The organism is Arcicella rosea (genome assembly GCF_040543805.1).
GTDB classification, from domain to species: Bacteria; Bacteroidota; Bacteroidia; order Cytophagales; family Spirosomataceae; genus Arcicella; species Arcicella rosea.
Map to the genome: position 1 here is coordinate 101,829 of NZ_JBEUMS010000011.1, position 24,887 is coordinate 126,715.

15 protein-coding genes are annotated in these 24,887 nt (G+C 34.9%); 2 read left to right on the forward strand and 13 right to left on the reverse strand.

Annotated elements, in window-relative coordinates:
• Positions 1-23: 23 nt before the first annotated feature.
• The 8 genes from ABID42_RS15070 to ABID42_RS15105 all read right to left on the reverse strand — a co-directional run bounded on the left by ABID42_RS15070 (position 24) and on the right by ABID42_RS15105 (position 13,189).
• A complete protein-coding gene (locus ABID42_RS15070; RefSeq protein WP_367284366.1) occupies positions 24-3,386 on the reverse strand; it encodes a TonB-dependent receptor in 3,363 nt (1,120 codons plus the stop codon).
• Between the two features lie 295 nt (positions 3,387-3,681).
• Positions 3,682-4,797 (reverse strand): FecR family protein, encoded by a 1,116-nt coding sequence (locus tag ABID42_RS15075; RefSeq protein ID WP_367284367.1) that lies wholly within the window; start codon positions 4,795-4,797, stop codon positions 3,682-3,684.
• 109 nt (positions 4,798-4,906) lie between these two features.
• Entirely contained in the window at positions 4,907-5,509 is a 603-nt protein-coding gene (locus tag ABID42_RS15080; protein ID WP_323255049.1) for an RNA polymerase sigma factor, read from the reverse strand.
• A 379-nt stretch (positions 5,510-5,888) separates the two neighbouring features.
• The gene (locus ABID42_RS15085) at positions 5,889-6,617 is read right to left on the reverse strand and encodes a sulfite exporter TauE/SafE family protein (RefSeq protein WP_367284368.1); all 729 of its coding nucleotides are present in this window, start codon (positions 6,615-6,617) and stop codon (positions 5,889-5,891) included.
• A gap of 104 nt (positions 6,618-6,721) precedes the next feature.
• Positions 6,722-8,983 (reverse strand): OmpA family protein, encoded by a 2,262-nt coding sequence (locus ABID42_RS15090; protein ID WP_367284369.1) that lies wholly within the window; start codon positions 8,981-8,983, stop codon positions 6,722-6,724.
• Positions 8,984-9,160: 177 nt separating this feature from the next.
• Positions 9,161-9,589 carry a nuclear transport factor 2 family protein gene (locus ABID42_RS15095; RefSeq protein ID WP_367284370.1) on the reverse strand — a complete coding sequence of 143 codons (429 nt, stop codon included), beginning with the start codon at positions 9,587-9,589 and terminating at the stop codon, positions 9,161-9,163.
• 42 nt (positions 9,590-9,631) lie between these two features.
• Positions 9,632-11,581: a glycoside hydrolase family 88 protein gene (locus tag ABID42_RS15100; protein ID WP_367284371.1), complete on the reverse strand. Its 1,950-nt coding sequence runs from the start codon at positions 11,579-11,581 to the stop codon at positions 9,632-9,634.
• 327 nt (positions 11,582-11,908) lie between these two features.
• A complete protein-coding gene (locus tag ABID42_RS15105; RefSeq protein WP_323255028.1) occupies positions 11,909-13,189 on the reverse strand; it encodes an MFS transporter in 1,281 nt (426 codons plus the stop codon).
• A 486-nt stretch (positions 13,190-13,675) separates the two neighbouring features.
• On the opposite strand from ABID42_RS15105, the gene ABID42_RS15110 reads away from it, so the two are divergent.
• On the forward strand, positions 13,676-14,707 hold the full coding sequence (locus ABID42_RS15110; protein ID WP_367284372.1) for a LacI family DNA-binding transcriptional regulator: 1,032 nt from the start codon (positions 13,676-13,678) through the stop codon (positions 14,705-14,707).
• Positions 14,708-14,809: 102 nt separating this feature from the next.
• On the forward strand, positions 14,810-15,025 hold the full coding sequence (locus ABID42_RS15115; RefSeq protein WP_367284373.1) for a hypothetical protein: 216 nt from the start codon (positions 14,810-14,812) through the stop codon (positions 15,023-15,025).
• 64 nt (positions 15,026-15,089) lie between these two features.
• On the opposite strand, the gene ABID42_RS15120 is transcribed toward ABID42_RS15115, so the two are convergent.
• From ABID42_RS15120 to ABID42_RS15140, 5 genes are all read right to left on the reverse strand, one after another.
• Positions 15,090-17,540 (reverse strand): glycoside hydrolase family 95 protein, encoded by a 2,451-nt coding sequence (locus ABID42_RS15120; RefSeq protein WP_367284374.1) that lies wholly within the window; start codon positions 17,538-17,540, stop codon positions 15,090-15,092.
• Positions 17,541-17,621: 81 nt separating this feature from the next.
• Positions 17,622-19,760, reverse strand: coding sequence for a hypothetical protein (locus ABID42_RS15125; RefSeq protein WP_367284375.1), 2,139 nt, complete (start codon positions 19,758-19,760; stop codon positions 17,622-17,624).
• A 180-nt stretch (positions 19,761-19,940) separates the two neighbouring features.
• The gene (gene rhaM / locus ABID42_RS15130) at positions 19,941-20,255 is read right to left on the reverse strand and encodes an L-rhamnose mutarotase (RefSeq protein WP_323698177.1); all 315 of its coding nucleotides are present in this window, start codon (positions 20,253-20,255) and stop codon (positions 19,941-19,943) included.
• A gap of 132 nt (positions 20,256-20,387) precedes the next feature.
• The gene (locus ABID42_RS15135; protein ID WP_367284376.1) at positions 20,388-21,164 is read right to left on the reverse strand and encodes an NIPSNAP family protein; all 777 of its coding nucleotides are present in this window, start codon (positions 21,162-21,164) and stop codon (positions 20,388-20,390) included.
• A gap of 77 nt (positions 21,165-21,241) precedes the next feature.
• Positions 21,242-24,079, reverse strand: coding sequence for a glycosyl hydrolase (locus ABID42_RS15140; protein ID WP_367284377.1), 2,838 nt, complete (start codon positions 24,077-24,079; stop codon positions 21,242-21,244).
• Between the last annotated feature and the right edge of the window lie 808 nt (positions 24,080-24,887).

Here is a 24,887-nt window from a genome sequence, read left to right on the forward strand (position 1 = left end):
ATTCGCTTTTCAAGAATCGAAATTTAGAATGTAAATGAAAGCCCAGTGTTAAACACTTTTTGAAGTGGATAACCTTGTCCGCTTCCGCTTCCCATCTCTGGGTCAAAGTCTTGATAATCTGGGCTAAATGTCCATAAATTCAGACCACTTACATAAATTCTTGCACCTTCTAAACCTAATTTTTGACTTAGCTTTTTAGGCAAAGAATAACCAAATTGAATATTTTTCAAACGGATATAATCAGTACTTTTCAAGAAATAAGTATTTCTGTTACTTACCCAATATTCATTGCTACGGTTGAAAGTTCTAGGACCTGAAGCATTAGGATTTTCTGAAGTCCAACGTTGGTCGTAGAAGCTTTTTAAGAAGTTACCGATTTCACCAGATTCTGTAGAAATATAATTGGTTGCCCCGAAAGCTCCTTGAAATAAGATACTTAGGTCAAATTGTTTATAACGAAGATTGGTTGAAAAACCAGCAGTAAAGCGAGGAATATTACTTTTTCTACTTCTCACACGGTCGTTTCCATCAATTTTTCCATCTTTGTTTACATCTTCAAAAATCACATCACCTGGTCTTGCATTATCCCAGTGCGGATACGAATCAACCGAAGCTTGGTCTTTGAAAATACCAATAGCATTGTAATATAAATCAGCATTAGGGTTTCTTGGGTCAGTCGGAATTGGGTAACCCGTAGTTTTTTGATAATCTGGAGAACCCGGTGCTTCATCCCAGAATACAATTTCATTTTTAGAATAACCTCCGTTCGCACCGATTTGGTAAGTTAATTCACCCGCTTTGTTATGATAATTAATATCAAATTCAAAACCAGAGTTAGCTACTTTTCCTATGTTTTCGCTTGGTAAAGTCAAACCTGTTGATGTTGGAACAGAAGCATTTCTTGGCCATAAAATTTGTGAACGAGTATTGTAAAAATAATCTGCCGAGAACGAAAGCTTATCTTTCAACAACTGCATATCAAAACCAATATTTGCTTGGTTGGCTACTTCCCAAGTCACATTCAAATTAGGAATACGTGTTTCGTAAAGGGTTTTGTTCTCTTGGTCTATTCCTAAAATAAGGGGCTGAGGAACGCCTCCGCTATTGGCAAAGAAACCATAAGATGAAAGGTATTGCCATTCTGCAATGCGGTCGTTACCAGTTTGTCCCCACGAAGCACGCAACTTCATGTTTTCGATAAATGATACTTTATCTTTCCAGAATTCTTCTTCAGAAAGTCTCCATCCCAAAGAAACCCCCGGAAAGAAACCATATCTTTTATCAGCAGGGAAGATGTACGAACCATCATAACGCCAAACAAATTCAGCTAAATACTTTTCTTTGAAATTATAATTTACACGACCAAAGTAATTTCTACGAGCATTCTGAGAAGCAGAACCATTATTATCTTTTTGTAAATCTCCCCCAGCAAAAAGTTGATCTAATGCCGTTGAAACAAAGTATCTACGATAAGCCGAGAATTTATCCATTTGTCCAGAACGAGATTCCGTACCAACCATGAATTTTAAATAATGATGTTGCCCGATTGTTTTCTCATAATTCAACAAAGCATTCATCAAAATGGTATGATTATCCTCCATTTGTTCAGTTAAACGGGCATCATCAAAACCTTTTTTCCCTTTAATTAATACTGGTTTACCGCTGGCATCAACCGTTTGTCCATCCCAAGAATATAAGTACCAAGGCGTTTCAAATTTCTTGTCAAAGCGTAAACCTTTATCAATACTGGCAGTTGTTAATAAAGACAGACCTTTCACCCAAGGAATCTGAATATTCAATTTCATATTACTGTTTAAGTAATACCATTTGTCTTTATCATAACCCGTAGCATCGGTACTCACCACAGCTGGGTTATCACCGTATTCAATATCTGGTCCTGGTGTTCCATCTGGCCAATAAGCAGGCAAATTAGGTTTTCCACGCATTACCATTCTGAAAATACTTCCAGCAGAACGAGTTGGATAATTTCTATCTTCCATTCTACCCGAAACATCAAAACCAAAGCTGATATACTTGTTAATATTGGCATCAATGTTACTTCTAAAATCATATTGATTATATTTCGTTCCGCTGTTTTTGTAATAACCGTCTTGACTTTTGGCACCAAAAGAAACAAAATATTTGAAGTTTTCGCTACCGCCAGAAATACCAATATTAGCATAATTTTGTAAAGACCAAGGCTTTAAAACTGCCCCAAACCAATCTGTATTCGGGTAACGCCAAGGGTCTGAACCATCGCTAAATTTCTGGATTTCTTGAGGAGTAAATCTTCCTGTTCTACTAGCATAAGTATCTATTTCATTCAACATCGTAGCATATTCAGCTGCACTTGCCATTGCAGGCAAACGAGTTGGCTGTCCGTAGCCTTGATTTAGATTGAAAGTAATGGTTGGTTTTCCGCTTTTTCCACGTTTTGTCGTTACTAAAATAACACCATTGGCAGCTTGCGCACCATAAATGGCAGCAGAAGCATCTTTCAAAATGGTTACGCTTTCAATTGTACTTGGGTCAATTCTTTCTAATGAACGACCAGGAACACCGTCAACAACCACTAAAGGATTATTATCGCCCAAAGTATTCACCCCTCTAATTCTCAATGTTGAGCCATCATTACCCGGCTCGCCACTTGAAGTAACAGCCACTAAACCAGGCAAACGCCCAACTAAACTATTACTTACGTTGATAGAAGGCGATTGCACAACATCTGAACCTTTTACTGATACTACAGAACCTGTAACAGTTACTTTTTTCTCAGTTCCGTAACCCACCACCACAACTTCATCAAGTGACTGTGTGTCGTTTGCCAAAGTGATGTTTAAAACTGATTTGCCACCAACAGTTACTTCTCTTTTTTGGAAACCAATTGAACTGAAAATTAATACAGTATTATTGTCTGGTACTGAAATTCTATACTGTCCTTTTGCATCAGTAATAGCACCTCTTTGTGTGCCTTTGATAAGAATATTTACACCCGGCAATGCCTGACCTGCTTCGTCTGTTACCGTACCTGTTACTGTTTGTTCAGCAATTTCGATGCTTAATACTTCATTGTTTTCTTGAAGATTACTGGCAGAATTGGCATTTCCAGCTGAACGATTGATAATAACCATTTTACCTGATACCTCATACGTAAGGTGCAAAGGTTTAAAAAGATTATCAAAAATTTTTGATAATTGAGCGTTCTGGAAATCAACTGTAATTTTGCGATTGGATTGAATAAGCTTTGAACTAAATACAAACTTAATGTCCGTTTGCTTTTCAATTTGTGTTAGTACACTTCTCATGCCTAACTCCTGAGCTTGCAACGTTACTCGTTGATTGAGAACGTTTTGGGCATTAGTATTACTCGCAAAAGTTGAGCTCATGAGCCAGATTGCAAGAAAAACTTGAGTGAGTGTAATTTTCATAGCCGTAAGTAGTAACTTATGGATTTGTAATGTTTTTTTCATACATTTGGAGATGTTTTGTTTAGGTTGAATTTGAGCAAAACAATTCCCGCACTTTACCTTGTAAAGTGTTCATTGGCTGGAACCAAAAGGGGAACTTTAAGGTCGGTAATGCTGGAACATTGCCGACTTTTTTTGTGAGGACGGGTTTTAGTTTTTCATTGAGTTAAATAGTATTGGTTTAATTTATAATTGATTTAGTTTAAGGTCTCTTTTACTTACAGCCTTTGCTGTAAATTACAATTTGCCCGTCTAATATTTCGTAACGAGCTTCTACTCCTTTGCAAATAATATCAAGCTTATCAAATAATTGTAAGTCGGTTAATGATGCTGTTAATGGGCAATTGGATAATAGTTCTTCATCAAAAACAATATTGATACTGTAAGCTTTTTCTAAGGTTTGTAGCACTTCGCTTACAGGTGTATCTTCAAATTCAAACTGCGGTTTGATATTCTTTTTGGTGGTAATCGTTGGTAATTCTACCAACAATTTATCCATTCTTACTTCTTCACGAGCATAGACTATTTTTTGATTAGGAGTCAGTACTACTCCTTTTAATTCTCTACTTGTAGCTTTTTCCTCAACTCTCGCATCCGACTGTGCAAAAACTGACACTTTCCCTGTTTTTACTTCTACTGTTACTTCTTTTTCTTTATCATAAGCACGAATGGTAAAACTTGTACCCAATACTTTGGTTACCAATCCATTAGCATATACTAAAAATGGTTTTTCTGGATTTTTCGTTACTTCAAAAAAAGCTTCTCCAGAAAGATATATTTCACGAGTATTACCAACAAAATCCTTTGAATAACTAATTCTACTTCCTTTTTTGAGCAGTACCAAACTTCCATCTATTAATTGAATCGGTAAAGTAACTTCGTTTTCATTCTTTACTTCTATCAATTGATTGGTACTGGCTGCAACGTATTTTTCGTAAACACCTTTAGGTTGAATAGACTGATGTAAAATTTGTTGATAACTAATACTCACGCCAATAATCAAAATGACTAGCGCTGCTATCTTAAGCCATTGGTTTTGTTTGGTGTAGAACAATTTAATTTTTTTAGTTGTGCTGTTTGCGTTCTCGTCTATTTTGGCAATGGTTTGGCTCACTAATTCATCTACTTCTTCATTTTCAAAAGCGACATTTTTAATCACTAAAGCTTGAATAATTGATTTAGCTTTATCTACCTGATCTGTTTTATCAGGATTTTCTTCTAACCATTTTTCCCAAAAGGCATTCACTTCTCTGTTTGGACTTAATACCCAAATGCGGAAATTAATATCCCAAACAAAGTCCTCTGTATCGAAGTCACGATAGTTTTTCATATAGCTTAATAATACCTTTCTATATAGCGTTAGACATCAATGGTATTCAGATACCATGAATTATTAAAAAAAATATCAAAAAAATTAAATTATTCTATTTTGAGCCTTTTTATTGGAACAAAAAGGGGAACAACAAGGCAATGAACTCGGTAGTCCAGTATTTTTTGAGTTGCTTAATTGCCATTTGAAGAAGATTGGAAGCAGTCTGCGGAGCGATGTCCATAATTTGAGCGATTTGTTCACGCTCTAATTCTTGGAAAAATTTAAGATAAATAACTTCTTTTTGTCGTTTAGGTAAAGTTTCTATGACTTGTTTAATGCGCTGAGTCAATACCAAACTTGTTTCATCTTGAATAAATTTTTCTTCGATAGAAAACTCAATATCAAAAATATCATTTGCCTCGGTATAAGGATCCGAATAGCGTAATTGCAAAGAAGCTCTGTGAATACGCCTTCTCAATGAAGCCATTAAATAAGGTTTAACAGCAATATCATCAGATAGATGTTCACGCCTTTCCCACAATTGTAAAAATAAATCTTGGATACAATCTTTGATAAATTCTTTATCCTTCGAAAACTTCGTTCCGTAGTGAAATAAAGACGAAAAATTAGCTTTCATCAAGGCTTCAAATGCCAATTTATCCCCTTCAAGAAACCGCAACCACATCAATTGGTCTGTATAGTTTTCTGGATTAAGATTTGATAATTTCATAGACAAGAGGACAAAGACAATTATGTTGACTGTTAACAACAAATGATAACTGTGGAAATTTACAAATAAATATTGAAATGTTCACAAAAGTATAAAAGTAAAAACTTCGTTCTGTCCTGATATAAGACTTACTTTAAAGTTCTATCCAATGCTATATCAACACAACATTTTGCCATTTGGCGAAAGTATTTTTTAGGAAAAAGTATAATTATTACCCCTTTTTTCGCCTCTTGTTTGCTTATAATAAGCTAAAGGAGATTTTGTATGATTCAATACTCAATACTTGTTTTTATCATTGAAAATGATTCAACAAACTATTGTTTTGAAGTAAAAGAAATTGGCTGATGAAGAGAAAAAGACTTTTGTTGTTTTTTGTACTTTAAGAATAAATATACTTTACTGTTTGTACAATTGAAGTAATGATAATAACAATTAAAACGATGTATCTGAAAACTGTTTGAGGAATTTTATTGATAATTTTTTTCCCAAGCCAAGTACCTACAATGCTAATCATTAACAAAAAAGGAATAGTAAATAAAAATTCTGTAGCCATATAACCATTCAAAAAATAGACCACTGCTCTACTTGAATCAACACCTAAATCTATTAATGCAGAAGTAGCGATAAATATGTTTTTCTCAAGATTAAAAGCCATTAGTGTAAGTCCACGAATTGCGCCACCAGTACCAATCAAACCTGCTAAAAAGCCAGAAATGCCTCCTCCTAAAAAAAGACTTTGGTTAGTCTGTGCTAAGGTTTTTTCTGAATAAATAAGTAGAAAAACAGATAAACCTATCAGTAGAATACTCATCAATAATTCGATTTCTCTCTGACTGATGTATTTATTTAAAATAGCTCCGATAATGACAAAAATTACTGCAGGAATACCCAATTTGAAGGCAATATTTTTATCAATCCCTTGTCTGAAAAGTACGATTTTGGAAATATTACTAAAGACATGAAACAAAGCTGTGATACCAAGTACAACTTTAAAATCAAAAAAAAGTGAAGCAATTGGTACAAACAAAATTGAAGAACCAAATCCACTAACAGTTCCGATTACTTCGCTTATTAATGCTAGTAGATAAAAAAGGTAATATTTTTCCATACTCAATTCGCTAAATGTTCACTAAGATAGCGAATCGCAGCATGAATGCCTGTAAATCTTGGATTTATATTATCAGCAGTTAATCAGGCTATTTCACAATAACATTATTTTACTGATAAAATCTTAAACTCTGTCCTTCTGTTTTCTTGATGCTGTTCTTCACTACAAGAAACGCCATCTACACATTCGTTTATTGGCTCAGTTTCGCCATAACCTCTAGCCATTAATCTACTTGTATCTATACCATTTTCAACTAAAAAATCAACTACAGCCTTAGCTCTTTTTTGGGATAATTCTAAGTTGTAACTCGCACTTGAACGTGAATCCGTGTGCGAACGGATCTCAACTTTCATGCTTGGATATTTTTGTAGAATTGGTAAAATTGTTTTTTCTAATTCAAGAGCTGCATCTGTACGAATAAAGAATTTATCTCTATCATAGTAAATATTTTTCAGCCTAATCACATCTCCTTTGGCATACATTTTCTGTACATTTTGAAGCGGAGAGGCATTGTTTTCAGTACTTTTAATTACTTCATTATTGGTAGCGTAATTGTCTTTTTCAGCGATTAATTTATTTTCAGTATCAGGTTTTACTTCAAATTCATAGCCACCATCTTCTCCAGTAATTACGGTTTGTTTGGTTTTATCTTTCTGATTTTCTAAAGTTACTTGTACGCCTGCAATCGGCTTTTGATTTACTTCAGATTTTACAATTCCTTTTAAAACAGAAGTATTCGATTTTTCAAGATAAATGGCTAAAGTTGTATTTTGAGCCGTATTACTTCTAGTAGAAAAAGTAATAGCATTCATCAAATAGCCTTCTTTAATGGCTTTGAATTCATATTCAGAAAGCGATTGTAAACAGATTGACATCAATCCAACCGAATTGGTTATTTTCAATTCCTGATTCTCTCCATTTATCACACTTCTAATGTCCACATCAGCCAAAGGCAATTTGGTCAAAGCATCATAAACAACGATATTGAGTGGATGGCATTCTTTTTTGAAACTATAAATATTATCATCATGTATTCCCTTTTTTCGGTTGGAAGAAAAGTAACCTGAGTTTCTGCCACCATCAGTAATCAGTCCGAAATCATCTTTTTCAGAGTTTAGCGGTGCGCCAACATTCACGACAGTTTCACTGAATTTCCCATCTTTGTATTCTGCGAAAAAAATATCCAAACCTCCCAAACCTTCATGACCATCTGAGGCAAAGTATAAGTTATTATTTTCATCCACGAATGGAAACATTTCATTGCCTTCAGTATTAATTTCTCTACCTGCATTTATTGGTTTTCCCCATTTGCCATCGTTATATTCAACTATATAAATGTCGGTTCCACCAAAACCTCCAGGCATATCTGAAACGAAGTACAATTTTGTATTATCTGCATTCAAAGCTGGATGTCCGCACGAAAACTCATCATTATTAAAAGGCAATTCTTTTACATTACTCCAACTTTCTTTATTCAAATTGGCTGAGTATAATTTCAAGCGATTTGTTCCATCTTTTGATTCTCTGGCTCTGCCTTTGTTATAATTATTCCGGGTAAAAATAACTTTCTTACCATCTTTAAAAAAACTTACTGGTCCTTCGTGATACTTCGTGTTTAGAATTCTACTAAAATCTTCAATCTTGGATAAAGGCGATTCCTGTACAAGTGTTTCATTATTACTCGCAGACATTCCACCCACTGCTGAAGCTGATTGCAAACCCATTTTTGAAGACAAAAGAGCAGTATCAGCTACGAAATAGAGATTCAAAAAAGGTGTTTGATTCCAACCAAAAACACGTTTGATAATTCCTGCTTCGTCACGAGCAGAGGAAAAAACCAAACCACCATTATAATACATCGGGCTAAAATCTGCTTGGCGAGAATTAATAGACAGGTATTCTACTTTGTAAGAAGATGAATCACGATAAAAGTGGCTCATATCCATGTACGAAATCGTAAATCGCTTGCCTCTTAAATCGGCTTTTTGTTTTTCACCATACAAAGAGTAATATTTCTGCGACTCACGATATTTTTGATTGGAAGCCAATGCCTGAGCATAATACAAATATTGCTCGCTTTCAACATCTGGAAAATCTTTGATTAAATTAGAAAATACTCTTTCTGCATTACGAGTATCCTGTATTTTACGATAGGAAAAAGCTAGTTTTTTTAAAATTTCTAATTTGACTTTAGGGTCTTTATTTTCTTTTAGAAAGTCCTCATATTGTCGAATTGCTTCAAGATAACTCAGCTTTTCAAACTGATAATTAGCCTCTTTAAGTTTAGTTTGAGCATACAAATTCCCAAATGTGCAGATAAAAAACACAAATAAAAGCAAACGTATTTTAAGGATTTTGTTGTTCATTAATCAATTAAAGATTTATTGAATAGATTAGGCGTTTAAGTCTGATACAATATTCATTGCAAAAATGACAAATAACGTGCCAAAACTAACATAAGATTTGGAGCTTTCCAGCTTAAAGTCAATAAAAAAGGTTTGGATTAACTCCAAACCTTTTTGTAATTACGCTTTAATGAATGATTAAATTTTCACCGCTTGACGAGCAATTAATTTCCAATCATTTTTTGTTTTTTGAAACACCAATAAAATACCCAATTTCACGGTTCCAGCTACACCACGATTGTTGGTTTCAGCATATAACTTATGACGAACAACAGCAGTTTTTCCGAATATTTTAATGGTTTGTTCGGTCAAATCCATTGTTTTGAAATCTGAATCGCCATTCATCAAAGTTTCGATTAAATGAGCTTTGCCTTCTAAACTTCCACCAGAGTGCCCATAAGTTAATCCTTCATCAAGAATTTTCTCTAAAGTAGCTTTATCAGCATCAACTACTGCTTTTCTGAAAGTTTCAACAGCCGCTCCTACTTTAGCTTCTTCGTCAGATTGTGCTTGGCTAAGCCCAACTGTTCCCAATAAAATGGTACCCAACATCAATAATGTTTTCATTAGTTCAAGGTTTTTGTGCTTTTGCACATTATGTATTGTTAATTACTTTTTAGCATTGCTTTTTAATAACCAAACGGCCAAGTTTTTTGCTGCTTTGAAGTTTTCAAACTCCATTGGCAAACGTTTTCCGTTTAAGTATTCATTGTAAATCCAAGGGTCGCCAATCGCAAAAACCGTTCCTTTGCCAACTTTAGCTACCGCCATAATATTATCATTTCCTTCAGTGACAACTGCTTTCGCAGGTGCTTTTACGGATAAAACTGATAGCTCTTTTACAAATACTTTGCTCACATCTTTAAAAATACTGTGGTTAGCAGGAATCGTTACTTTCCCTTGTTCATACACATTATTTTTTACCATGTTGATACTCTTTCCAGTAAACTGAATACCAAATCTAGCCGCTAATTTATTGAAATGAGGTAATTCTACATTAGCAGAATCGTTTGCCATTAATACTAAATTTCCACCTGCTTTTACCCAATTTTCAATCGCTGCAATGTCTTGTGCATCTACATAGTTAGGGTTTGGTGTTTCTTTTTTAGTATCTGGGTCAACGATGATATACACATCTAAATCTTTCAAAGTATTGGCTCTTGGTGCGCTTGAAACCGTTTTTAATTCAGCACCGTAGTTTTCAAAAATACTTCCTAATAAGGTAAAACCAGAGTCTTTTCCATCATACCAAGTATAGTGATAAGGTTCAGTAATGCCTTCACGAGTAGTACGCATTTCGTGGTTGAAGTAATTATCTAAACCTACTTTTTTACCTTTACCAACAGCCAAATCTTCTGCGATTTCCATTTCAACACTTGCCATGATAAATGGTGCCATTCCTTTTAAATCATCACGACGGATTGGTTCTTTCAAGTAATATTCATAGCTACCATCACGATATGGATTTCCACCTAAACCACTTACAAGTACTACTTTTTCTAAGTGATTGATGCCGTTACTTTCTGTAGAAATAAAGTTTCTTAAAATTCCATCATACCCTTTTTTAGCATTCAAAGAATATGATTTATCGAGATAACCCATTCTAACGCCTTTTGCCAAACCATAAACCATCATTGAAGAACCCGAAGCTTCTAAATAATTGCCTTTACCGTTTAATTTATCCACAACTTGGTACCAGCAGCCTTCTTTAGGGTCTTGGTATTTCACAATTGCAGCAGCCAATCTTTGGTAAATAGCAATCAATTCATTGCGTTTAGGATGTTCTTTCGGGAAAGTATCCAACACATCGGCTAAAGCCATGATGTACCAACCGATTGATCTTCCCCAGAAATTTGGCGAACGTCCAGTAGTTTTATCTGCCCATTTTTGTTCACGACTTTCGTCATAACCATGATACAATAAACCAGTTTTAGTATCACGAGCATTTTTTTCCATCCAAATAAATTGGTTGGCAATGTCATCAAAATTCTGTGGTTGATTAAACGCTTTGCTGTATTCTGCATAGAAAGGTTCTACCATGTACAAACCATCCAACCACATTTGATTTGGATAAATTTGTTTATGCCAGAAACCACCCTCTTTAGTACGTGGATGTTCAGAAAGCTGTTTTCTTAATAAATCAGCTGCCAATTTAAACTTCTCTTTGCCAGATTCACGATAAAGCATTACTAAAGAACGACCACCTGTGATATTATCAGAATTGAAATTATCGTATTTATAAGTCTTGATTTCACCTTTATCGTTCACATAAGAATCCATGTTGTTTAAAATGAAACGATAATATTTAGCATCACCAGTACGATACCATACTCTTTCAATAGCTTTTAAAAGAATGGCTTGTTCATAATCCCAACGAGCACGTTTTCCTTCTTCTTTGTAAGTAATAGAGTCTTTATGAACGTCTAGCATAATATCTGCCATTCTTTCAGACCACTTCATTTGTGCCAAAGAAGTATTCGAAAAGAAAAGACAAATCCCAGCAAGAATCACAAAGTACTTGCTAAAAGTTGGAAGGGTAAAAAAGGGTTTTCTTTGCATTTTTTGATTAAATAATTATGTTTGAGGAACGCTAATGAATTTTGAGTTAATACTGTACGAAGGATTAAATATATGTTCAAAATGTTTTTTAACTAATAATTTGCGGTAGCGGCAACCCTTGCGGTTGCCGTTTCATTCGAGGCAACTGCAAGAGTTGCCACTACATTTTATTTGAGATAAACAACAAAACATTTTGGGCTATTAAAACAGTTTTGTTCAGTAATCAGTCAAACGACAAAATTAAAATGAGTAATTCATTGATTTATAAATTATTAACCGCTAAACTACTCATTCACTAAATCACCATTCATTCAATTCCTCAATTACTTAAATTTCTACTTGTTCGTTCTTTGGAGCGAAAAAGTGCATAATAGCCCAAGCTAAAATATAAGCACTTCCACAGAGTAAAAAGATAATATTGTAACCTGAATTAATATCGCCAGCGGCTTTGTAAGAATCCAATAATGAACCTACAATAACTGGGAAAATCATCCCTCCTACTGAACCCGCCATTCCGCCAATACCAATTACAGAGCTAATTGCTTTTTTAGGAAACATATCCGAAGCCACCGTGTAAATATTGGCACTCCAAGCCTGATGCGCTGCTGCCGCAATACTGATTAATGCCACAGCTTCCCAAATATTTGTTGCAAAACGAGCCGCCATAATTGGCACCACGCAAATTGCAAAAATGAACATTGATACTTTTCTAGCTTTCGGAATTGCCCAACCTTTTTTGATAAAGTAACCTGATAAATAACCGCCACCAATACTTCCAATCGTTGTTGCTGTATAGACCAAAATCAATGGCAAACTTGGTTTTTTCAAATCCAAGTTAAAGGTTGTTGAAAAATACGAAGGCAACCAGAATAAGAAAAACCACCAAATTGGGTCAGTCAACATTTTTCCGAACACAAAAGCATACGTTTGTCTGATTCCAAAAAGTTTCAACCAAGCTACAGGCTTTTCATTGGCATTTACTTGTTCGGCATCACTATGAATATACTCATATTCAGCCTTTTCTAATTTCTTATGTCTTGATGGAATTTCGTAATAAATAATCCAGAAAATCAACCAAACAAAACCAATTCCTCCAGTAATGATAAAAGCCATTTCCCAACCATAAGCCCCCAAAATCCAAGGCACCATGATGGGTGCAACAACTGCACCGATGTTGGCTCCTGAATTAAAAATTCCAGTAGCTAAAGCTCTTTCTTTTTTAGGAAACCATTCAGCCGTTGCTTTAATTGCCGCAGGAAAATTCCCTGCTTCGCCTAAACCCAAAGCTGCTCTTGCTAAACCAAAACCAAAAGTACTTTTGGCAAAAGCGTGCGCAATGGCGGCAAAACTCCACATGATTACCGAAATAGTATAGCCTAATTTCGTGCCAATCTTATCAATAATTCCACCAAAAGCCATCAAACTAAGCGCATAAGCAGCCTGAAAGGCAATCACTATTCTGCTATAATCTGTTTCTGTCCAACTAAATTGTTTTTCTAAAGTTGGTTTCAAAAGACCTATCACTTGTCGGTCCAAATAATTTATGGTAGTAGCAAAAAAGAGTAAAGCAACTATTTGCCAACGGTACTTACCAATCGTCTTGTTCATTTTTTTGGGATTAGACTGTAAAATCATTTGATTAACATACAATGTTTCATCTGAAAAACGACATTAATCATGCTTTTCATTAAAGAGAAAAACACTTTACTTTTACTTGATTTCGAAAAAATGATTCTCAACGTATAAGTAATTTTAGTTTATTTTTCCCTTATAGTATCAAATAGATTTTTGAAAAAATTATCCTCAAAAAAACAAATTCAAGAAAACACATTACTAGATTATTTCAAGAATTAGCGTTTTGTGCTATTTCTTGCTAAGTATAAAGGCTTAGTTAAACATATCTCTTAAAGTAGAAGGATACAAACATTTTATTGAATATTTTTCCCAAATCTTTTCGGGAACGTTGCCATTAATGTAAATTTATATTTCGTTGAGAGAAGCCAAAGCTATTTAACGGCAAGATTTAAATCAAAATAGAAAAATGCCAGCAGGAAAAGGGAAGAAAAAATTTGTACAATTCAAAGAAACAGCATTTTGGAACATATAACAATTAAAGATATCGCCAAAGCTTTAAATCTCTCGACTTCAACCGTTTCGAGAGCATTGAGAGGAAGCCATGAAATTAACCCAGACACCAAACGTTCGGTGATGGAATATGCCGAAAAATTCAATTATCAACCCAACCCGATTGCATTAAGTTTAAAGGAAAATAAAAGTAGGTCTATTGGTGTAATCGTTCCAGAAATTGATAATCCATTTTTCTCTCAAGCCATTAATGGCATTGAAGATATTGCTTACAACAAAGGTTATCAAGTAGTTATCTTCCAAAGTCATGAATCTTATGAACGAGAAGTAATTAATACACAGCATATTACTTCAAGACGTGTGGATGGTTTATTGATTTCACTTTCGGGACAAACAACCAATGTTGACCACCTAAAAAACTTGCATGACAAAGGATTACCAATTGTATTATTCGACCGTATTTCTGATGAAATTGATACGCATAAAGTGATTTCGGATAATTTTGAAGGTTCTTTTAATGGTACAGAACATCTTATCAAAACAGGTAGAAAAAGGATTGCGCACATTGCAGCTTCGCCACATTTATCAATTTCCAAAGAAAGAGTAAAAGGTTATTTGGCAGCTTTGGCAAAACATAATATTCCTGTAGATGAATCTTTATTGAAGTATTGTAATTATGGTTTGCAAGATATTGAAGTAGTGATAGACCAACTTTTCTCCAACGAAACACCACCCGATGCTATTTTCACCGCAAGCGATAGATTGGCTTTAGGTTGTTTAAGTACTTTGAAAAAAAGAAATATCAAAGTACCAGAAGATATTGCTTTGATAGGTTTTACTAATTTAAAAGTAGCGGCACTTTTAGCGCCATCGCTTAGTACCATTGTACAACCCGCTTTGGATATGGGAAAACGTTCAGCAGAATTGTTATTTGATTTAATAGAAAACACTTCTAAACTGCCTAAAAGCTATCGAACTTTTAAATTATATACAGAATTAATTGTTCGAAATTCTTCTGTGATGAAGAGTAATGAGGAATAAAAAATAGGCAGTATCAAATATAAAGCTCTGTCTCATCCTAATGCTTCTCTTTCCCTTATTCCTGATAATTTGAGTCTGTTCATCAAACAAGATGCTCGTTCAATGAAACAAGATGACAATTGCATTAAACAAGATGCTCATTCAATGAAACAAGATGACCATTACATCAAACAAGATACTCATTCAATGAAACAAGATGACTATTACATCGAACAAGATGCTCATTCAATGAAACAAGATGACCATTACATCGAACAAGATGCTCATTCAATGAAACAAGATGGCAATTTCATCGAAAACTTTGAGAGAAGAATCTAGGGAAAGGCTTTAAAATAATATGGCAGGCATGATTTAGTTTCATGCCTGCCATATTAAAGATTACTTACAAACTTTTTAACACATACACTCCGCCTTTAACAGTTTGGAAGTCGTAAGCATCAAATGATTTAGCTTTTTTCAAGCTTTGGTCTCCTACTAACTTTAAGGTATTTGGTGTTTTGATAATACAATTCCCTCCTATCGACGAACGAATTACCAATTGCGTTACTTGCTTATTTTTCCAAGTAATGTCTATTTCAAAACCTCCACGGGCTTTCATTCCTTTGATTTCACCATCCTGCCAATCGTCTGGAATAGCTGGCAAAATATTAATCAAACCATCATGACTTTGAAGTATCATTTCTGAAATACCAGAAGTACCACCGAAATTACCATCTATTTGGAATGGCGGATGCGCACAGAATAAATTTGGATAAGTACCACCACCTTTTGTGTAATTTGTACCTTCCATCCCTGTAAGTTTTAACAACTCACGGACTAATTTATAAGCATGATTTCCGTCGTGTAATCTTGCCCAGAAGTTTATCTTCCAAGATTTACTCCAACCTGTTCCATCGTCTCCTCTAATTTCTAAAGTTTTCTTTGCTGCATTTGAGAACTCAGGTGTACGCAATGGCGAAATCTGGCGACTTGGATGTAAAGCAAACAAATGCGAAACGTGTCTGTGTTGAGGTTCTACATCTTCCCAATCTTTATACCATTCTTGTAAGTTTCCTTTTTTACCAATGTGCAAAGGATAGAGTTTCGCTCTTTTTGCAATCAATTCTTTTCTGAAGGCTTCGTCGACACCTAATTTTTCAGAAGCTTCGATAGTATTCGTAAACAAATCCCAAATGATAGCCATGTCCATCGTAGTTGCCACAGAAACCGAACCTTTTTCGCCTTTATCAGTAATAAAAACGTTTTCTGGAGAAGTAGAAGGTGCTGTTACTAAATAGCCATCTTTATCTTCAACGAGCCAATCTTCACAGAAAATAGCGGCTTCTTTCATCAATGGATAAGCTTTGTTTTTCAGATAATTTTTATCTCCTGTAAAAGCATAATGTTCCCAAAGATGCTGACTTAGCCATGCGCCACCCATTGCCCAGTTTGCCCACACAGGCGAACCTTTTCCTTTGTCTCCTACTGGATTTGACAATCCCCAAATGTCTGAATTATGATGAACTGTCCAGCCACGAGCATTGTAAAAATTCTTAGTGGTTTCTTTACCAGTTTTAGCCATGTAGCCAATCCATTTCAATAATGGCGTATGCAATTCTGAAAGATTACTCATTTCTACCAGCCAATAATTCATTTGCGTATTGATATTGGTGGTAAAATTACTACTCCAAGGCGGGCGAACTGAATTATTCCAAATACCTTGCAAATTGGCTGGAATACCATCTGGACGAGAACAAGAAATCAATAAATAACGACCAAATTGAAAGTAAAGACTTTCTAAAGAGGGGTCTTTTGCACCACCTGCATATTGTAATAATCGTTCGTCTGTTGGTAAATCTACGGTTGGATTTCCATTTAAAGTAAAGCTTACACGATTGAAATAACGTTGATAATCAGCTATGTGATTCTTCTTCATCACATCCACATTTTGATTTAAAGCAGCTTGTAAATACTTTTCAGCAATGGCTTTTTCATCTTTTCCTTCTGAATCAGGACATTTATCAAAACCATTAAAACTACTTCCAACAGAAATAATCAACACTGCTTCACTAGCATCAGAAATAGAAATTCCAGAAGTATCAGTACTTACTTTTCCGTCGGTAGATTTCACTTTAATTCGCCAATCAAAACGAACGCCTCCACAACCTGTAGAATCTTTGTAAATAACAGGCTGAGCATTATAACCCACATAACTTGGGTCGGCATGAACAGGTGTTTTACCACGAACTACTAATTGGTTTGTACCAAAAACTGCTTTTTGAATAGGATGTTGCGCAGCAGTTGAAGCCTTAAAGTTTAATGCTCCTTTGGTACTTGCCTTCAAACGAATAATCATTACTTGTGCGGGCGCAGATACAAAAAACTCACGGGTAAATTCTGTATCTCCTACTTTGAAACGAGTACTTGCAGTGGCATTAGCGATGTTTAAATCTCTATAATAATTACTTACTTCGCCTTTCAAATTTTGTTCTAAACGTAAATCACCAAGTGGTTGATACGCTTCTGAATAAAGTCCTTGAAGTTTGTGGGTAAGTTGTTCTGCCTTTTTATAATCTTCCTTAAAAAGTGCTTCTCTTACTTCTTTCAAATACTTTGGAGCCTCTGGATTGGGATTTGTATTGACTGGTTTTCCTGACCAAAGGGTTTGCTCATTCAACTGAATTAATTCATTGGTAGGTCGTCCAAAAATCATTGCTCCGATGCGTCCATTACCAATTGGCAAAGCTTCATTCCAGTTTCTGGCTGGTTGTTTGTACCAAAGTGTCAGGTTCTTTTGGGCAAAAGAACATAATGTTTGGCTAAGTAATAAAATAGCTAAAAAGGTTTTTTTCATATAATTGTTATTTGTGAGTTGTGAATGAGCGATTTAGTGAATGAGTGATTATAAAAAATTCACTAAATCACTCATTCACAATTAATACATTTTTTTAAACCCTTCCCAGCGCACTTTCCATTTTCCATTTTTAGGAATCCCTGGATTAATCGTTTTGCATCCATCGTAGCCTCCGCACATCATCGCTACTGCTGCTAATAATCCCCCATTTCCGGGTAAATACAAACGCAAACGAGCATCTTGAAAATTATGTCCGTTAGGTAAATACGTATTGGTTCTAATATCCATCATCAAAGCGTCAATCGCTTTTTCTGGTTGGTTTAATCGAGTGGCTGTCATGGCAACCATCGGGAAATCCCAACCCCAAGTATCGTCCCAATGCCAAACTTTCCAGATTTTATCGAAAGTATCTTGCATGATTTTTTTATCAAGCATTTTACTTTCTGGCAACATTCCAAAAGTACCAAGCACGCTTGGATGATCTGTTAAAAACACTGGATTCGTATAAGAATCTGTCGCATTTTCTGTAGCCAAATAAACGCCATCTTGTACAGGCAAAGGCGATAGTTTTTTCAAAACATCATCCCATTTTTCATTTCTTTTTAAACCTGAACGTTCACGCCAAATTTGCGCAGTTGATAAAGCCCATTGCCAATAAGCCAATTCATAAGTCGGGTTAAAAGTATCTTCAGGTTTAAAACGCTCTTGAGCAGGAATTACGCCTTTACCCAAAATATATCGACCTTTTTCTGGATCGAAGTAAGCGTAAGAAGCCATAAATTCGGCTGTTTTAAACACAAGTTCTTTATACTTTTCTAAAGTTGCTTTGTTTTGATGTTTACGATAAGCCAACTCAGCGAAAGTAATAAAATGTGGCTGTTGCCAAAGTAAATATGCACCCACCGACGAAGGTGCTTCTTTCCCATCTGGGTCGGTCATTTTTTGCCAACGAACACCTTCAAAACCTTGTCTTTCTGCAATGATTCTCGCTTCTGGTGATACTTTTTTGTACCAACTCATACTTTTTTCAAGTAAATCAGTACGATTCCACAAAGCAAAATGAACGCCATGCCACCAGTGCATTTCTAAATGTGGTTTTCCGAACCAAGAATTATAAGTTAAACCTGTTTCTTGTGGTGGCTCGTTATTCGCACATTGTATTTTGGTAAGATATTGCGATAAAATAATTCTTCGCTCCAACTCTTTTGCACGTGGATCGGTACTTCCAGCAAAGTCAACCGCAGCACCATTACTCCAAAAAGTTTTCCAAGCCGTTTTTGTACTCAATAAAGTGTTAGTAAAATTTGGAATACTTTCTTTTGAGATTTTTTCAGAGAACATAACGCTGAATTCCAAAGTGCTTTCTTTCGTATCTGGACTCAGCACAAAATAGTGCGCTTCGCTTTGTAAAACCTTTGAATCTTGATTACTCTCGATTTTTACAAAATATTCCGTATCGTTTAACTGATGCTTAAAAACAAAAGATTTTTCGCTAGCAATTACGACCGATGATTGGTGTTTATCGGCATTTTTCCAATTATTTCCTTCATCTGTAAACTGATTTGTTGGATACGGAAAACGTAAACGATACTTCAACTGACCAGTTTTCAATAATTCAGATTGTACTTTTACCGAAATCAAATCTTTCTGTTGGTGCGCCACTGTAATTACTTTTACAGGAACGCCTTCTACCAAAAATTGACTGGTAATTTCACCTGTGTAAGCATTTAAAGTTTGGTGAATATTAGTTAAATCTTGTGGGTTTACTTTGGAACCATCTTTTTTGAACAATTCAAAACCAAGATTTCCTAATTGTAAACGATGTGGATTTTGACGAAGGAAATTATTAGCGGCTTTCGCTCTTTCACTGTTTGAAGCTTGAACGGCATAAGGTACTTTTCTGCCATGCGAATTGATTTCTTTTAACGTTTCTTCAACCTTATAATTTTCAGTATTTGGATAACGATGCCAACCCCAAACCGACTGTGTACCTAAAGAAATTCCTTTGGCATAAAAATCAGGAAAAGTCTGTAAACCAGTAACGTCAGTCGTAAAAGCGAAACCGCCATTACCAACTGACAATGAAGCCAAAGTATCAATTTTATTAACCACAACCGTGTGGCGTTCTACCAAAACTTTTCGGTTGATTTTACTTTGTGCAAAAGTGTCTTGCACAAAAAAAGAGGCGAGTGAAAAGAGTAATAATCTAATGTTTTTCATACAATGAATAGTTGAGAGTGATGGATGAATTATCAATTTAAAATAATATTTTTCCGCTAGTTTTAAGGTTTTCTATCTTTTAATATCAATCGAATTTAAGCATCAAAAAAGCACAGATTAAGTCATCAATCTTGACATTGACCATCCTTAAATCTGTGCTTTTCTTGTTAAATCTAGCGATTAAGCCATTCTATACACGCAAGATAAATCTTTTACTACTGGAGAATTATCTGGATTCGTATCCATAATATCGCCCATAAATGCCCACCATTTTTTCATAATTTCAGTTTGTGGTAATTCGTCAAGCGTATGGTTATCTACTCTTTTCTGAACAGCAAACAAAATTCCAGAAGCTTCATCCAAATAAATTGCGTATTCAGTGATTCCAGATTTTACTAATAGTTCAGACAATTCTGGCCAAATTTCATCATGGCGTTTTTTGTATTCTTGCTCAAATCCTTTTTTGAGCTTCATCGTAAAAGCGATTTCCTGCATTTTTTGAGTTTAATGTTTATGAGTTTAGCGTTTATGAGTCCATGAGTTCAATGTTTATGAGATTATTCTTCTTACACTTTATCTACGATTTATACTCATAGACTTTAAACTCATAGACTTATAAACTCAACTTTAAATTTGTGAAAAATCTGTTGGTGTCAAGAAATGGATTTCGGCTTTGGTCATCGCATGATCGTATTCTGGAAGTACTTTAATACGGTTCCATTCTGAATCTGCTCCGAATGCTTTCCAATGTTCATCTCTCGACGCTTTGTTATCAAAAGTAGTCATATACACCAAATTTGGCTGTTTTCCACCAATGATAGTTTGCGCATAAAACACTGGATTAAAACCCAATCTTACAAAAATATTAATTTCGCCACCTTCGTTGAACATGTGAATTTTACTCAATCCTTTTACTTCACTATGACTTTCGTACAAACGATATTCATATACTCTTTCAGATTTTGGAGCTGAAGTTGTGGGCACTTTCAATTTTGTCCAATCTTTAAAAGCAACTGAAAGCGAGCTTTCGTAACGTTCATAAGCTGGCGTAGCGAAGTTAGCATCTAAATAGGCTTTTGCCGCTTGTTGATAAACAGCATCAGAAGCCAGTTTACTGCCAATTTTACTGAATTGCTCTAAAGATTTGTAGGGAATCAAAACATATAATTTTATTCCATCTTTTTGGTCAGCTTCGTTGAATACACCTACTGAATTGATTCCCAATCGGTTAAAAGCAGGAATAGCAGCGTCTTTAAAATAATCTTCAACTACTTTTTTCTGCTCTAGCGTTTTGAAACTGTATACTCTAGTTTCGTAGTATTCTGGCTGTGATTTGGCAAAAGTAATGTTCGCAAAAGTGGCGATAAACAAATAAATGGCGAAAATGGAAAGACGTTTTAACATGATTGTTTTGTTATTTAAGTATGAATAAAATGGTTGAAAATTCCCTATTCATTCAACGTCTCTCCATTTTCTAGCTCCTATTTCAAAACCTCTACAGGTGTTAAAGTTACTTTTTCTAATAAACCAGATTCTTTCGGAGTCCAGTTTTTAGTTGTAAAATAGCCTTCTTTGCCTACATTTTGTTTCAATCTTGCCGAGACGTTGATATTATAAAATTTCTGCCAAACAGTGCCTTCTTTTTCTAAAGCAATTACTCTGTTTGCCATTGAGTTAGAGATTTTTATCGCTAAATCATTTTCTGCTTTCAACAAAGTATTGGGTACAAAAACTTTGAACGTTGGTCCTAATAAAGTAGCCAAATATTTTCCATTCAATGTCACCGATGCACTTTCCGCAACTTTGCCTAAATCTAACCAATAGCCTTGTGCATTAGTTTTAGGTTTTGCAAAATTCAATTGATACAATGCCGTTCCAGAAAAATCTTGATAAGCATTTCCTGCATTTGTCCACGAACCTAAATCTTTGATTTCAAGTGCTTTTGGTAAAGTTGGTCCACCGTCAATAAAAGAGATTTTCCAAGTACCTTTTAATTCTTCAGCTTCTTTGCTTGCTTTCCAATAAGGATAAGCTGCACCTTTTTCTACTGTTTTAAACGTTTCAATAATGCACGATTCCCCTACAGACAATTGCAGATATACTTCATTGTTTTTCACTTTTGCCATTCCCAAAACTTCTGTCATTGGATTGTACAAAGCCGCAGATTTCGCCTCTACTTCCAATTTCACCCAGCCTTCAAATGCCTTATCAGATTTATTATTGATAAAGTAATAATTACCTTTTGCAGAGGTTTTTCTAACAAATTGTAAACCTTTATCCGTCATTGTTTCACGATAGATTTTAGCGTAAATCATCATTTCTTCCAAATCTTCTCCTAACAAGAAAGAACCTTCTCCAACTTTCGCCTGATTTACTTTAGCATTTGCTTTTACAAAATTCAATTGAGCCAAAAGTGCCTTAAATTTTGCTCTTCGTTCATCCAAATTTCCTAAGCCCGGCACATCAGCAGGTAATTTATGATGCACAATAATCGTTGCACCTGATTTTGCTAATTGTACTAATTTCTCTAAAGTCTCTAAAGGTACTTGCTCGCTTTCCGCAAGCAATACTGTTTTGTAGGCAACACCACCCGTAATAATTTGCTGATGTTGTGTTTTGAGATTCGCAATTTGTTTATCTGAAATAAAATCAAAACCATAACCACGGTCAATCATTTTTTGCGCAACTTCTTTAAAATCAGTTCCGTTAAATTCTGGCGTTACTCCATCAAAATGTTCTAATAAACCTTTGTGAGAAGGTTCTGTGAGTCGGTCAGTAATTGGGAAGTACAACAAAACATCGTTATTCGGTTTACTGTCTTGCAAAAAGGTTTGCGTACGAGCCACGTAATTATTCAAGGTAGAAAAGTTTTTCCAGAATGGATTATGTGGCGTAAAATGTACCGCCGCATAGAATAACCAACCCGGAAAAGCCTCATTTTTAGGAGAGTAATTTATTCCGTGATAAAAAATATGGTTTACGCCACCGACCAAAAATAAATCTAGCGCTTTTTTAACATCACTTAATGAAGAAAGGAAATGTTCGTTTTCCCAAGTAGCTGATTCCGAAGAAGTTAATTTTTTGCCCAAAACATTGGAAGCCGAAGAAGCAAATTTGATTCTCAATAAATCTGTTCCTTCAATTTCTGGAATATCCACCAATCCGTATAAATCTAAAGTATTCGCTGGCGAACCGTGCGCTTGGTTTCTTACAATTTTACCACGACCATGCGCCCATTTTGCCCATTCGCCTGTATATTTTTCTAGAATCAAATCACCAATCGTAGTTCTATAATCGAATAATACTCTGTGGTTTAAATCTGTATTTTCTTTACTGAAAAGATTTGGCAAGTAATTCCTTAAATCATAACCTCTTCTTTGCTGAAATTCTTTGAATAAATCATCTGTCCAGTCCGACTGCCCACGAGCATCATCTACTTCGTAAGAATCATTAAAGAAAGCACGCATGCTTGAAACATCCGTTTTTGCAAAAGCTTTATCAAATTCTTTTAAGTAATTCTGAATCGCTTTTTCTGAAAAATGGTCGATTACATCACCTTCTCCACCGGGCCCAGCACGTTCTACCATTTTGCCATGCCAACCTTGGAAGATGGCATATAATGTCCAATTACCTTTGGGAGCTTCCCAATTTAATTGTCCCATCGTACTTACTTTGCCCGTCAAATTCATTACTTCTCCTTTGTCAGAATACGCCATGAGCGTTTGTAAAGGCAAAGGTTTTTCATATTTAATTTGGTCGATTGCCAATTCTTGAAGATTCTCATTCTTCGAAACTGGATATTTCAAGGCTGAAATTTCAGCCTTTTTTGGCAAAACATATCTTAACAATGGACTTTGCTGAAATGAAATTACATCTGAAAGTTTTTCTCCTTCTTTCAACTGGTAAGTTTTGAAATTCACGTTCTTACAAGCGTCTTCTGGTGTTACCCAGCGTCCGCCAAAAGGCCAGCCCGAAGCATTGGCAAGGTCGATACCCAAGCCCAAACGAGTACCTTCATTCAAAGTATGCTTGAACATTTCTACCCATTTCGGCGAAAGAAAATCTATAAAATTCGCTTCTTGACCTTTCACACCATAGATTGGCGTAATTTCTAAACCTCCCAAACCTGCTTTTTGGTAGGTTTCCATATTGTAAGTTAAATCTTTGGGATTTACTGAGTTACCTTCCCACCACCAACGTGACCACGGTTTGGATTGCTGTGTAATAGGCTTCCATTTTGCTTGTCCGAAACTCAAAGAACAAGAAATTGATAAAAGTAAAAGCGTCTGAAAAGCTTTCGTTGATTTATGCTGTTTCATCAAATATGGTTTGTTATTTATTGCAAAGAAAAATTAAGTACTTACCTGAGGCGTCCTGTGATGTCATGCGTTTGGTAGTATTTTTTGAAATTATATAACTTTTTAAAAAGTGCTTTTCTGAATGAAAAAATTGTTTTTACCAGTTTTTCGAGAATTGACTGAAAAATTATTGAAATTATTTTTCAAGCTGTTGAAGAAAACCACTTTATGAATGATACCGGTAAAATACAGCTAGGCATTTCTCTTCTTTAAAAAGCATAGCACTTCCTCTTAAGAGAATTTTCATGGAAATACAATATTTGATTTTTTATGGCAACGTTCCCGATAACGATGACATAAAAAATCCTTGCACTTTTCTAATACAAAATTTTCGAAAAAGTAAATCAAAAAAACAATTTTCATTTCTTTGATTTATTAGAAAAATACAATTATAAAAACACCAAAAAAATCAACATAAAACACCAGCAATATAGCTTAAAGGCTATAACAGGAAGGCACAGGACAGTATAATTTCTTTGATAATCAATATTTGTTATCAAATTTATACAGTTTATATTTGCAAAAGAAAATAAATATTTTTTCAGAAAATTATTTTAGAATTATAAGAATATTCACAAATTGTCACTCTCAAAATTTTCTTTATAAGAGAAAATACTCATTCATAAACTTAAAAGTTCCGATACCTTGTTTGCATTGGAATAATTAATATCAACATTATAAAAATAGATTTTTTGGTGTAAAGACTAAGCCCTGCTGAGGATAAGTTCGGCAGGGTTTCTTAATCCGAAAAGAGTAAAGTCTTACTGCC